This is a genomic window from Bdellovibrionales bacterium (assembly GCA_018266295.1).
In the GTDB taxonomy this organism is placed as follows: Bacteria; Bdellovibrionota; Bdellovibrionia; order Bdellovibrionales; family Bdellovibrionaceae; genus JACMRP01.
In genome coordinates this window covers 37,330-50,729 of sequence record JAFEAQ010000008.1, presented here as the reverse complement: position 1 = coordinate 50,729, position 13,400 = coordinate 37,330, and the positions used below count along the sequence as shown (strand labels likewise).

Here is a 13,400-nt window from a genome sequence, read left to right as displayed (position 1 = left end):
TGTCAGCATTTAAGGGATTTCAGTATTAAAGCAATTTTGAATCTTCTTTTTGCAGTTTTATTTACAGCGCATCAAGCATTCGCTGCAAACTTCTATTATAAAAATACTAGAAATGCCACATCCAATGTTTTTATAACTGGCGACCTAAATTTTTCTTACAACTTCACCAAAACAAGAAATGGTTCTCGGGAAACTGTTGAGAAAAATGCTATTCGCATAGTTGTCGATAGAACATCTCATGAATCTATCATGTGGGTGGAAAAGCGGACAAAACTTGGTTTTCTAAAGTTTAAGTATGTAGCAAATAAGAGCATTTGGGAAAATACAGGAATCACATTTCGTCCATATGAGAAATTTAATAAAGATTTAGATGACGAAACAAATTCTTGCACCGTGCCTCCAGCCATTAAAAATCAAAATAGTTTATTAGACATTTATAATAATCAGAAAATGCCAAAGTTTGAGCAGCTCTTTTTTGAAAAAGACTGCTTAGAAAAGCTGGGACAAAAGAATTTTGATGCTCTATCGGTAGCGGCCTATGAAATTCTCGCAGCCAGTGAAGATACATTAGAAGCAATTAGAGAGCCTCCAATTTTGAGTTGCACTCAAAAACAAAGCGCAAATAGCTTATTATTCAGTCCATTTACGAGCCTCCGCGCAAAGGTAGGAAATTTACTTTCTGAGACTGACAGCAAAGATGCAGTGAAGGAAAAGATTAATAATCCATTCCCGATTAATTGTAGTTTGACGCCTTCAACTAGTGATGTTTGTGGAATCACTGAAGAAGGTATCAAAACTAAAATTCATCTTAATGTTGCTTGCCTGACAAAAAATCCAGATAAATTTAGAGAAAAAGCTCAGGAAGCTATCGTACATGAATTCGCGCACACAGTTAGGGATCCTGATCCGTTCAAAGAAAAACAAATTAAGGAATTTGAAAAGGGCAACTGTAATCCAATGGATGTAATGTTCGTTGGAAATCGCGAAATCGATGAATCAAAGAATAAATTCATTGCCGATGAAAATGCAAAGAGCACCGGCGCGAAAACACTTGCTGGTGATGTTGCAAACCCTTATAGCTCCTTCGCTGAGCGCGCTACGACACCCGTAACGAATCAAGGCACAGCAGTTGCTGCTAACGATACTTCAGGTGCAACAGAGGCGGCTGGCGGCAATAACTACTCCGGATCCTCTTCCACTACTGTTCAACAACGTAGTATTGCAAGCTTAGGCACCGTGAATACTAGCTCAAGTTCTTCAGTAAATACTAAGCTCCCTTCGCTTCAACAACAAGCTCAGTATCAAAACGTAAAAACTTACGTTGATGCTTCAGTTAACACTGTAGCGAAGAAAATTGCTCCAATTGTGAGCTATGTTGAGAGCCCGGCTTTCGCTCAAACTCTTCCTCCAACTAGTTTTGAAAATGGCAACCGCGGCGACACTTCTGCTGCCGTTGGCAGCGCAACTACGGTCGCGAAATCCGCAGCCGTTAACAAAGCTGCGGCGACTACTGGCCGTACTGGGGAAGTTGCATCTGGTTCTTCTTCCGGAAGCAGTAGTGGCGAGGTTACTAGCGGTAACACTGCCAACCTTGGAAGCTCTGGCTTATCAGGTGGCTCACGTAACGTAGCCTCTGTGAACAAGAGCGCGAACCGTCTCTCCTCAGATCCAGGCCTCGACAATGCGTATGCGCTGAAAGTTCGTAAGAAACTTCTTTCTGATAATGCTTACCGTACGGAGCTCCGTAACAAGGGCGTTCAGATTGAGTTTGCGGATGGTTATAAGTTTGAAACCCCGAGCACTAAAGTCCTCTACACTGAGAAGAACGGTGTTCTCGTGAGAGGTAAGTAATTGGGACTCCTTAAGAAGACATACATCTTTCTTATCGCCTTCTTCATCGGTTATCCGATTCTTTATGTTGTTCAGTATTGGCGCATGAAGACTCTCGTTGATCACAGAGACGAGGCGCGCATCGAAGCTATCGCTCAGATGCTCGATCATAGTAGTGACCAAAAGGCCGATGATCTTTTCCAGAATATGTTTGATACTTATCGCCAGACCGAGACTATTGCTTACTACACTATTCGTGATGGCAAAGGGCAGCTCATTTATCCTTCGAGTGAAAATGCCCTGATCAAAGAGTCCAAATACGATCCTAAAGATCTCTATCAAACAAAGCGCAGTATCCGAGTGCAAGGACAAGACTATATTGTCTTCTTCGGTAAAGACGATGTGCCTTTCCAAACGCTCCTCTTGCAAGTGCTGAAGGATCAAAAAGAAGTCCTCATCATCTTCGTTCTCGGCATCATCCTGCTCATCCAGCAGGTGGCCTCTTACTTCCTGAACTTCGATGTGAAGAACATCATTCAGTGGTTCAAAGGACGCTCCCCTGCCGGTAGCTCCGAGATCATCTCGAAGGATGCCCTTCGCCTTAAAGAATACATCCACGGCGTGGAACAGAAACGCCAGCTTGCCGAACAACTCGCGCAGGAGTACAGAGCGAACTCGTACAGCGGTCTTAACTGGGCTCACGAGCAGATCCAGGCCGGTGCCAAGAGTGTTGAAATCACCGCTGCACGTGTTGATATCAACGGCTACACAGTCCTCAAGCAGAAAATCTCTGCGGAGCTTTTGCAATATATCGTTCAAACGTTCTTTAATCGCGGTGGCGAGTATCTTGCGCGCTACGGAGCCTACAAAGAAAATGCTGCTGGCGATGAGATCTCGTTCTTTGTTCCTAAAAATGAAACTCCGGATGCGGAGCTGATGGCCCTGCACGCTGTGCGTGGGATGTTTGAGATCTTTCAAGACCTCGGGCATGAGCTCACGTTACCGGAACTCAAATTAACTGTGAAGGCTGCCCTCGATGCAGGTTCTGTGGAGCTTGAAAAACTCGGAGGCAACTCTGAAACCGAAGGTCAGCCGCTGATCAACACGGCTCGTTTTCTGACGACCATCGATGAGAAGCAGTTCTCGATGCTGACTCTGCCAAGTGAGGCGATGAGCAAGTTTGATGGCCATGCCTCTACACAGTTTGAAAATGTCGTGAAAGTTAAGAACTACGATGAGCCTTTCCACCTGGCATACATTCGCTCTATTAAAGGCTATCAGAACCCGGTCGACAGCCTGACACGCTTAAAATACTTCCGCACAGACCATGACTTAGCAGCGATGCTGCGAGAGATGTCCAACGCCGTTCTGAATGATCAGAATCACGTTTTCCATCAGTTGCGGGCGCATATTTCGTCTCTGAAAATTCATCGCGTGAGTCACGCGGTCGTCGAGCAATACCGCAACCTCCTGAAAATCGGTATGAAGTCCGAGAACATGCAGGCTCTCTCGGGAATTACCTTGCTTGCGAAGAATCTGCTAACGATGGAGTCCGTCGATGGAGAGATCGTGAGCCTTCTGCAGCAGTGCCTGAAGTCGCTGAATAAGCGCGTGGTTTCAAATACCCGCGAGGCGTTGCAAAGTCTTAAGCCCGAAGTCATCGACCTGCCTGCGTTCGTTAGAAACGACGACAACCGTGTCGCTGCCGATGCCTTGATTGATCTCGTGAAAATCGAAGGCCTGACTGACGATCACGTGAAGCGCATTATGGGTTGGTTTAGCTCCAATAGCAGTGCCTTCCAGCTCTCGGGCCTGTATGCGGCTTATAAGATCTATAATTATTGGGCCGAAGCGCGCCCCGAGTACATTCAACTGAATCCGAACTTTAAGCTGATGGATCAAGGTATTCGTAAGCTCGATCACACCAACCCGAATCTGCAGAAGTGGTTGGGTCTTTACGAAGTCGCGCAGAAGCACGCTAAGGCTGCTTAACGGACTCTCTCATCCGATCACCGGCCCCGTCGGACATTGCAATCATTTAAATTTTTCCCTACCCTGGCCCCGGAAATGCAAAAAGCCAGTTGGGCTTTCCCAATCAAAATCTCATGGATTGCTTCTAAACTGGTTAGTTACTTCTCAAGGCTCCAACGTAATCACCGGCCTACGAAAGAGCGTTAAACCCGAGGGGGATCGGTTTAAGGATTGGGAAAGTTCAATTTTTTCTAAATGCCCAAATTATACGCATACCAAGACGGCACTATAAATTTTTCATCAGACTGCCTTCTAATACTCCATATTCAATCCAGAACCATAAATTTTGGCATAGATAGTGTATAAATGGAGTCAAATACGTAAACTAGTGTCACTTTGACCAACACAAGGGGTTATTCATGAAGAAATTATTGGGGATTATTTCAGTTATGCTGGCTGCCACAACTAGCTTCGCAGCAGTCACACAGCTTCCAAAATTTATTAAAGTTATTTGGGACGGCCACGAATATACAACAACCGATGAAAAAGAAATTGAAGAAATTTTGAATAGCGATCTTGTTAAGAATCCAAAAGTTATCATCCAAAAGGGTGAAGCAAATATGTCTCAGCCAACAACAATCTCGGTGGTTAAAGAGAATTAATATAATGAGAGTTCCTAGGCTATACTTTTGGTTTGCAGTTGGTATTATTTGTCTAATAGCAGCTACAATTTTTTTTTCTAGGAAAAAACCTATGAATCAAACACGTCTCGAATTTGTTTTTCCAAATATTCATTTTGATGCAGATTGGGACGTTTCAAATGGACGTAGCTTGTGGACTCTCTTTATTGCTAATAACATCGTAGAAAGTCCACTAAGAATCGGCGCTCAATCTAATTATATTCCTGGCATTGCTGAGTCCTGGGTATATTCTGACGACAAGAAAACTTTAAAACTAAAAATAAGTAGCAATTATAAATTTCATGATGGCACCTCTATAACTCCTATTGACGTTGCTGAGAGCATTAAAAGGCTTATCGTCACCCAAAAAGCTGCTCATTCAGATTTATTTGACTCAATCTGTTCGGATAGTACATGTGAAGGCGTTAAAGCTGAAGATGGCCAAGTGACCATCCGGTTAAATAGACCCGTCAATGGACTAACTTATAGTTTATCATCACCTGAGTTTGGAATTATTCCGCCAGCCTATTACAAAGGCCAAGTAGTTACCCACGAAAGGCTCAAAAACCTTTCCGGGCCTTATAAAGTAGATTCCTTCACAAAAGAAAGAATGGATCTAAGTTCTTTTTCAGGACATCCATTGTTATCGCCTACAAGCGTACAAAAAGTATCCATTATCGAAATTAAGGACTTTGCTGATTCTATTAACTATTACAATAGTCACTCAAATGTTGTATTAGTTGGCTCGGACTATTCGAGCGCGGCCGAGTTAGATAAACTTGAAGGTAAAAAATATGTTAGCGCACCGGCACTTACCGAGTTTATTGTATCAAATATTGATAGTCCCAAATTGAATTCGGTAAAAAAGAGAAAAGATATCTTCAGTCTTTTGCAAAATTTGAAATCAAAATTTTCATTCAATAATAATATTGCCGATCATGCTGATCAGATATTTGTCACTAATTCTGTGGCAAGAGTTGACAGAGAGGCCGTATCTAAACTTTACGAGGTCCCAAAAAATTCTAATAAAGAGCAATATACTATGCTTCTCTTTGATTGGATGAAAAAATCCCCTTTGCCATATCAGCTTCGTGATATGCTTGCGAAACAAAACATCGATCTTAATATTAAAGTTGTTTCTATTCCCGAAGGATTGGACCTGATTGGAAAGAAAGAATATGATTTTGTGTACATTTATTCTGGAGTTAGCGCTTTAGATCCAATTGCGGAGCTAGTGTATCTATTCAAACATCCAATCACTCAGTTTAATTATAAAAACCAAGAAAACGCTCAGCTTCTAGAAAGCGCTAAAGTAGAAACCAATCACCAAAAATATTTGGAAACTATTAAGAAAATTCATTTCAACTTACTTGCAGACTATCGAATTTTGCCTTTGCTTCACACACGTATGATCTATCTCGCAAAGGGCGATTATAAAATGAAAGAACTGAACCACTTTGACGGAGGATTCAACCTTTGGGATTGGGTTCAAGCCAACCAATAAGCCTCCAATTAAATGCCTATCTTGATCAATTCCAAGGAATAGAGAAATACAAGACGGCATTTGGCGAATTCAAAGAGAATTTTAATACACACCTGGATAGCGGCAGTATTAAGCTCTTTGAGTATTACAATTCACCTTTTAAACCAAAATTTCATTGGTATGGTTGCTCTTTAAACACGCACGCTTCCAGCGGTGAAGCATTTCATAGAAATAAAGCGATTATTAGAGCACTTGGTGAGCTTTACGAAAGAATCCCCATTTTCAAGGGTTTGGAAGAAGCTCACTCCGTTGGTGATGGTAGTACTTACCTAAGAAAAGTTCCAGTTTTAATGGATTCCAATGGCCTAAGTTTTGGATTGAACATTAAAGAGGCTTTACTAAGGAGCTACAAAGAACTTGTTGAGAGACATGTAGTGCTCGATTACTGGGGCAAAAAAACTCCAGTTCAAAAAATTACTAAATTTAATAGGTACTCAGTCGATTCATTTCTTTATAAATACCAAGCACACATTAAATGTCGTTTTCTCAATTTGAAAAATGATCTGGGATTTCATGTAGTGGTTTGTAACCTTCATCGCAACGATCGGCCTCCATATAATATATTTGGTTATGGCAGCAGCGAAAATATAGATTCAGCAATGGAAAAAGCTTTTTTGGAGGCATGGAGATTTTTTTGGAACTTCCAAATTCAGACAGAGTCTTCGAAAACTGGGGCACCCAAAAATGTTATTACGTGTGAGGATCACTTTGATTATTATTGCTATAACAAAATTGATCCAAGTGAAGTTTTTGCTTTGGGCTCTGCATCTCCGATGACTGCGCCACCGCTTAAAATAGATGACCTATTTTGGTTTGATCTTAGTGGTATCGGATATGCTGGCTATAGCTTAAAAGTTCAACGCAATGATTTTCATCCTTTTACATCAGGTAAGCTAAAAACCGGTTTTTACAAAAGAGTTTTAGGAGAGGTACATCCCATTGCTTAATCTAAGTCGCCAGCGTGCAGCTCTCTTTTTAATAGTATCAATCGCATGTTGTTACGCTCTTTTTATGTTGGCGACAGTGTTCTTTTACGAAAAGACACAACTGGCAAAAAATGCCAGAGGTACTATTTCATTGTTAAGTGATTCATTAATCACAGATTTGAATGAAGGAAACTATAGAAAATATCTCGAGACTTTAAGTAATCGTGAGACAGATTTTGGCTTTGTTAAAAATATAGTCCTTAAAAATAACATCGATAATACAATCATCGAATCTCAATCTAATTCTGATAGTTTTGTATGTGATGGCAAAGAGTATGAATTTCAGAAAGACAATTTGCTGATCTGTCTTTATCCGAATACGTCAATTGCAGTACAGTTTAATATCGAGCTACACAGTTTTATTTTATTTAAAAATCCATTATTTTTAACTATCGCTATTGCAAACATTCTATTTGCATGTGCATTTATCTTTTTCTTTATTTCGGTCCTGAAAATTTATCTTGATGGTCTTCTGGTTTACCTAACGAGCCTCTCCTTTGGCGAAGAAAAAACTAATTTGATTGTGCCCGAGGACTTCCAACTTGTATCAAAGCCAATTCAGTCTCTCCTTCAAAAGGTTCAAACACTCAATCTGCAAATTGAAGATCAGACAAAATTAAATACTCTTTTAGATGTCTCCCGTCAGGTTGCACATGATATTCGTTCTCCACTTTCCGCACTTACTATCGCAGTTAGAAGTCTTGACGAAAAAGCTGAAGAAAAGGATCTAATAATTAACGCCAGCAAGCGAATAGAGCAAATTGCCAACGACCTTCTAACGAAGGCCAAGGTTAATCCTAAAGTGGAGCTCCATTCTAAGAACGATCTATTTCTCGATCTAAATGCGACTGTTAGTGAAATTGTAATGGAGAAAAAATTGATTTTTTCGAAAATTACGATGGACTTAGATGCAAATTCTAATAATAGAACAGTCGTCGGAAATAAAGGCGATTTTTCTAGGGTACTTTCAAATTTGCTCAATAACTCCATTGAAGCTATCAATACGAAAGTAGACGGAGAGCTTTCCGTATTTACCCGTTTTTATAATGATTTTGCTCAGGTAACTATCATTGATAATGGTCCGGGGATTGAGGCTGAAATTCTAAAAAACCTTGGTACTAAAGGCTTATCTCACGGAAAGATTTCAGGTTCCGGCTTAGGTATCTACCATGCCAAAAACTATCTCAATAGCATCCAAGGCAAATTCACAATCACTTCTCAGCTTGGCCAAGGCACTAACGTAACCCTTACCATTCCCCTTCGCCCCAAATAATTTTCCACCATTTTCCTCTCCCAAGTTAAAGCCGCCTTTACCCTCCGGTGACCAATTCCCGTACAGCGGCTGCCTTTTTGCGGCACTTCTGTGCTCTCAAGGCTAATTTGCGCTATCAGGTCCTCTATATGCGCTCTCAGGGCTGGCACCTCCGTTGCTGTATTCCGGCTGTTGAGGAACGTAATGGAGGATTACAATGGAATTCTTTTTATCACTTGGTCGCGCATTTACATCATCTGACGCTATCTGGATGTGGGCTATTTTAGCCGCTCAGATCGTGTCCATGGCAATCATCATCGAAAGAGCGGTCGCTCTCTTCATGAAACGCAAAGACAACCAGAAGGCCCTTTCTAAGGTCATCGCCGACGATATCAAAGCCGGTAACCTTGAGAAAGCTCTTCGCAGATCTCAGCAAATCGGTCAAACAGAACCCCTCGGTGTGGTTGCTGCTGCCGGTATCCAAGCTGCCATCGATATGGGCGGCAAAGAAGAGATCCAACTCAAGATGGACGAAATTCTTCTCGAGGAAACGACTCGCGTAGAAAAACGCATCGGCTTCTTGGCGATGTTCGCCAACGTTGCAACTCTGATGGGTCTCTTGGGTACAATCACTGGTTTGATTCACTCATTCGCTGGTATCTCCAACGCCAATGCTGCTGAAAAAGCAACGATCCTGTCATCAGGGATCTCTTTGGCAATGAACACGACAGCTTACGGTCTGGTCGTCGCAGTCCCTGCTTTGATCATGTACGCCGTTTTGCAAAACCGTGCGACTCGTTTAACTGAGGATCTTAACAAAGCCGCTTTGAACCTTTTCATTCAATTGGGCTTTCACTACTCCCCAGTAACAGACAAGAAATCAAAGAACTAATTTAAGACTCTCTCTTTCACGTTAATGGGCATGGAGTCCGGTATGAAAAAAGAACTTAACTTCGAATTAAACATCTTGCCAGTTCTCGATATCCTTTCGGTTCTGATCTGCTTCTTGCTGCTCACCGCAGTTTGGTTGCAACTCGGATCGATCGATACGAAGCAAGCCATCGGCGACAATTCCACGGCTGGACAGAAAAATCCTCCGTCGCTCTGGGTTGTTTTAACGAAGGACGGTAACGTTCAACTTTCTCTTCGTGACGTACCCCAAATCAAAAACTTGGAAGACACGATCGTGAAAACAGCTACCGGCGTAAACTGGACGGCGCTTGAAGCTAAGATTCAAGCGCTCCGTGCTCAGGTGCCGGAACTGAAAACAAGTATCGTTCGCCCCGAAGCCCGCGCTTCTTACGGCGATGTGATCCGTATCATGGATCAGCTTAAGAAAAATCAATTCGACGGAGTGGGCTTGTCCCCACTTGGGTAGGATCACATGAATACCAATACATTCATCACACAACGTCGTTCACCCCTCATGCAAGCCATGTCTTTGAAGAAAGACGGTAAGAAAACTTCGCATGGCAAAGAACTCGGTCTTGCGCTGCCTTTGACTTCTTTGATCGACGCTTTTTGTATTATCGTGATTTATCTTCTCATCGGCACACAAACGACGGGTGTTGAGAGCAAGATCCCTGGCCAAATGAGCTTGCCAACGGCTGAGCACAGCCAGGCACTCGAGAAAGAAATTGCCACTCTCAAAATCGAGAAAGGCAATTACTTCTTGAATGAAAAGCCTGTGCCTCGCACTTCATTGGGCACAAAGCTCGCTGAACTTAAAAAATCGACGAAAGAGGCTATGGAACTTTTGGTTCAAGCCGACACAAACATGGAATACGCAGACCTCGATCCTCTCTTGAGAGCAGGTTCTGAGGCCGGTATTGAAAAACTCCGCTTTGCGGTCATTCCCACAAAATGAAAACTTTAAACCATCTCCTTATTTTTAGTGCAGTCTTTGGCGGTATCTTCCTGGGCGGCCTCTCTGTGGCTAACGCTGAGAAAATGAGCGCGCAAACTCAGGACATGGTTATAGACAGACTCGAACGCGTCCTTTCTGCCATGGACAAAACCGATGCTTCTTGGTTGCCGACGGAGCAACGTCTTGCGGACTTGCTCTCAGAGCGCGCCCGCCTCCGCTTCATGCAAGAAGTTGAAGCCAATTGCGAATCTTGCAAAGGCTCGAAAGCAGATCGCCTGAAAGCCGTTGCAATCTATGAAGACCTTTTAAAAGAAGTTAAATTGAACGATCACGGTCCAATTTTGTTCCAGCTTGCCCACTTGCAAGAGATGGCAGGTCAATCGGATAAAGCGATCGCTCTGTACGAACGCATCTTGAAAGAAGCTAAAACCAAGAATACCTCTGAAGAGATCGTCGCTCGTTCTCATTCAAGCCTTGGTGACCTTCTTTTCCAAAAAGCAAAATACAAAGAAGCTCTCGGCCATTATGAAGTGGCTCTTAAATATAAAAACCTCGAAGGCCGCGGCTTAGTGATTTATAACATGGCTTGGTGCCAGTTGAATTTGGATCAACTCAATGCTGGTATCGCGACAATGGAAGGCTTGTTGAAAAAGCCTGAGCTCATCGTTCGCGAAAACAACGAAGGCATTAAGTACGACCCTGTTTTCCACAACGACATCATCAAGGACTTAGCGACGTTCTATGCTCGCCGTCCGATCACCTCTAAAGAAATCACAAGCTACGAAGCCTTCTCACCAAAAGAGAGCCGTAAAGACTTGCTCTTGCACTTTGCTTCTGAAGCCGATCGTCTCGGTCAGAAGAAAGCCGCTGCAACGATCTACAACCGCTACTTGGAAGACACAACTCTGACTCAAGAAGAACGTCTTGCAGCTTTCGTGAAGCTTGCGCAAGTCAACTACGATGGTGGCGAAACAAGCAAGTCGACTCAAGACTTCGCTAAAGCTGCTCAGGAATACCAAAAGAATTGCAAAGACGCTTCGAAGTGCCAAGAACTCGAAAAGACAATGAAACGTTATGTTACGGAGCTTCACCGTTCTAAAAAACTCAAACCCGATGCCGATTTGCTGAACTCTTACCTCATCTACAGCAAGACATTCCCGAATGATACGGAGATGGCTCAGCGTGGGGCTCAAGTCGCTGACAATATGGGAAAACATGCGGTTGCAATGCAGTTCTTCCGTTCAGTCAGTAACAACAAAGAAACAAAACCTGAAGTGCAAAAGACCGCTCTGTTGAGCGAGATCTCAACGGCTGAGAAATCTCAAAATCCTGTATTGCAAAAAGCTGCTTACGAACACTACCTCGAAGTGGCGCCTAAAGGCGATAAGAGCTTTGAAGTTCGTTACCAAATGGCTTACTTAACTTACCGACAGAAGAATCATCGTGATGCTTCACAAGCCTTCTATGTGCTCGCGATGGATAAATCGGGTCCTGCGAACCTTCGTAAGAAGTCTGCGGATCTTTCACTCGATTGCTTAGCGCAAATGAAATACGAAGACAGCCTAGAAGACTGGGCTTGGCAATATGCTGAGGCCTTTCCGAAAGATCGTACCGAGTATTCAACAATGGCTCGTAAGGCCTTGATGAACCGTGTCGCTCGCATTGCAAATGACAAGAACGCAAGCAACTCAGACCTGAGCAAGTCTTTGGAGCAAATGCAAAAAGCTAATATGGCGGGCGCAACGGCTGCTGAGAAGACTTTGCTCTATACAAATATGAGCATCGTGGCTCAACGCTTGAACAATGACGACGTTTACGTTCGCTCATTGCAGTCTTTGATGGCTCAACCTGGTTTGTCGGAAGAACGTCGTGAAGAAAGCCTCGGTAAAATCGTTGCTTTCCACGAAAAGAAACTCGATTTCAAAAACGCTTACCTCACTGCTTTGAAAATGAAATTCAAAGGTATGAAGTCTGCGGATAAAGAATTGCGCTTGGGGACTCTTGCTGATCTGGCGAATTTGAACCCAACTGGCCACTATAAGAAAGCCTTGGCTTCTGGTCTTAAAGGTCAGAGCGCTCGCTCTGTCAGATCACGCCTGGTATTGCTCTCGCCAAACCCAGTTCGTGAGTTGAAAGCTCAAGCTCCTGAATTGGCTAAAGACGCAGGCCTTTTAAACGAAATCACTTTGTTGGTTTATGCTCGCACAGGCGATAAAAAGGGTTTGAAGTCGGTTCTTGCGATGAAGGAACTCCGCCGTCAATCGGCTCCGAACTTCATTGCTAAACAGGATTTCTACTCTGACGTTATTTCGTTTAAAGCACGTATCGCTCGTCACCAGTTGAACGTTAAATCAGATTCTGCCATGCAGAGAACGATCAAAGAGCGTATTAAGCTCCTGAAAGAAGCTGATAAAACATTGGCTGAAAGCTTGAAGTTCAAAGACGTGACAGCTCAATTGCTGGCTTTGAACGTGGTTTCTTCTGAGAACGACCGCATGGTCCGTGACCTCGTGGCATTGCCGGTTCCTAAGAAGTTAACTGCTGCAGAGCAAAAGCAATACCTCGATATCTTGAAGCAACAATCAAAACCTTACTATGTGAAAGCGAAGTTCTCGCAACAACGTGAGTCTGAGATCTGGGAACGCTCTCCAGCGATTTCACAGTTACTCACAGATTTCTCCACAGTTCGTCCTGAGATCAAAAAACTTCTTCGCCGCGAAATGAACTTGCTGGCTGCTTTGCCTAGCAATAGCCGCAACCACAGCGCCGTCGAGAAAGCTTTGAACGAAGGCACTTTGAGTTGGGATGACTTGGTTTCTGCGCGCAAAACGGTGGCGCAAAACCCTGATAACGTGAGTGATATTGAAAAATTGAAAAATCTAGAGACGAAAATCGGCCACCCGCTGATGCCTTCGTACCTGGAAGCTCGTTTAAGTCGAATTCAGAGAGGAAAAAGCCTATGAAAAATTCAAAAACTCTGGCCCTGATCTTGCTCTGTATATTCGCGGTAAATGGAGCACACGCTGAAACTGGGGCAGCTCACAAAAGAGCTGCTGCCAAGAAGGCGGCTCCGAAGGGGACCTCGGCCCCGCAAGCGAAGCTCGGAACCTCGTTTAAGTTTAACGGTTCCAATCTCCGCGGTAAGTACCAGAGCTCACTGAGCTCTACAGCGACGGTCGAGAACGATAAATTTATGGAAGATCTCTTAGGCGGCAGAACTCAGTTTGAAGACCGCAGCCAAAGAGAAACTGAAAGAAACTAAGGACGTAAA

General features: G+C 43.3%; 11 protein-coding genes. All 11 read left to right on the top strand.

Annotated elements, in window-relative coordinates; translation table 11 throughout:
- Window positions 1-36 precede the first annotated feature (36 nt).
- Window positions 37-1,851 carry a hypothetical protein gene (locus JSU04_06205; GenBank protein MBS1969879.1) on the top strand — a complete coding sequence of 605 codons (1,815 nt, stop codon included), beginning with the start codon at window positions 37-39 and terminating at the stop codon, window positions 1,849-1,851.
- Entirely contained in the window at window positions 1,852-3,822 is a 1,971-nt protein-coding gene (locus JSU04_06200) for a hypothetical protein (GenBank protein MBS1969878.1), read from the top strand.
- 398 nt (window positions 3,823-4,220) lie between these two features.
- Window positions 4,221-4,463, top strand: a complete 243-nt coding sequence (locus JSU04_06195) for a hypothetical protein (GenBank protein ID MBS1969877.1) — start codon at window positions 4,221-4,223, stop codon at window positions 4,461-4,463.
- 91 nt (window positions 4,464-4,554) lie between these two features.
- Window positions 4,555-5,985 carry a hypothetical protein gene (locus JSU04_06190; protein ID MBS1969876.1) on the top strand — a complete coding sequence of 477 codons (1,431 nt, stop codon included), beginning with the start codon at window positions 4,555-4,557 and terminating at the stop codon, window positions 5,983-5,985.
- Entirely contained in the window at window positions 5,958-6,971 is a 1,014-nt protein-coding gene (locus tag JSU04_06185; GenBank protein MBS1969875.1) for a YcaO-like family protein, read from the top strand. The genes JSU04_06190 and JSU04_06185 overlap by 28 nt, the downstream gene beginning before the upstream one ends.
- Complete coding sequence (locus tag JSU04_06180; protein ID MBS1969874.1) at window positions 6,964-8,283, top strand: HAMP domain-containing histidine kinase; 1,320 nt, start codon at window positions 6,964-6,966, stop codon at window positions 8,281-8,283. Before JSU04_06185 ends, JSU04_06180 begins: the two co-directional genes overlap by 8 nt.
- A gap of 196 nt (window positions 8,284-8,479) precedes the next feature.
- Window positions 8,480-9,154 (top strand): MotA/TolQ/ExbB proton channel family protein, encoded by a 675-nt coding sequence (locus tag JSU04_06175; protein MBS1969873.1) that lies wholly within the window; start codon window positions 8,480-8,482, stop codon window positions 9,152-9,154.
- 42 nt (window positions 9,155-9,196) lie between these two features.
- Window positions 9,197-9,640: a biopolymer transporter ExbD gene (locus JSU04_06170; protein MBS1969872.1), complete on the top strand. Its 444-nt coding sequence runs from the start codon at window positions 9,197-9,199 to the stop codon at window positions 9,638-9,640.
- A 6-nt stretch (window positions 9,641-9,646) separates the two neighbouring features.
- The gene (locus tag JSU04_06165; GenBank protein ID MBS1969871.1) at window positions 9,647-10,129 is read left to right on the top strand and encodes a biopolymer transporter ExbD; all 483 of its coding nucleotides are present in this window, start codon (window positions 9,647-9,649) and stop codon (window positions 10,127-10,129) included.
- A gap of 20 nt (window positions 10,130-10,149) precedes the next feature.
- Window positions 10,150-13,092, top strand: a complete 2,943-nt coding sequence (locus JSU04_06160) for a tetratricopeptide repeat protein (protein MBS1969870.1) — start codon at window positions 10,150-10,152, stop codon at window positions 13,090-13,092.
- Window positions 13,089-13,391: a hypothetical protein gene (locus JSU04_06155; protein ID MBS1969869.1), complete on the top strand. Its 303-nt coding sequence runs from the start codon at window positions 13,089-13,091 to the stop codon at window positions 13,389-13,391. The genes JSU04_06160 and JSU04_06155 overlap by 4 nt, the downstream gene beginning before the upstream one ends.
- Window positions 13,392-13,400: the final 9 nt, after the last annotated feature.

Excerpts from the sequence above, each read along its gene's own strand:
- JSU04_06195 (MBS1969877.1), top strand. The coding sequence starts at position 4,221 with ATGAAGAAATTATTGGGGATTATTTCAGTTATGCTGGCTGCCACAACT.
- JSU04_06190 (MBS1969876.1), top strand. The coding sequence starts at position 4,555 with ATGAATCAAACACGTCTCGAATTTGTTTTTCCAAATATTCATTTTGAT.
- JSU04_06175 (MBS1969873.1), top strand. The coding sequence starts at position 8,480 with ATGGAATTCTTTTTATCACTTGGTCGCGCATTTACATCATCTGACGCT.
- JSU04_06170 (MBS1969872.1), top strand. The coding sequence starts at position 9,197 with ATGAAAAAAGAACTTAACTTCGAATTAAACATCTTGCCAGTTCTCGAT.
- JSU04_06165 (MBS1969871.1), top strand. The coding sequence starts at position 9,647 with ATGAATACCAATACATTCATCACACAACGTCGTTCACCCCTCATGCAA.
- JSU04_06155 (MBS1969869.1), top strand. The coding sequence starts at position 13,089 with ATGAAAAATTCAAAAACTCTGGCCCTGATCTTGCTCTGTATATTCGCG.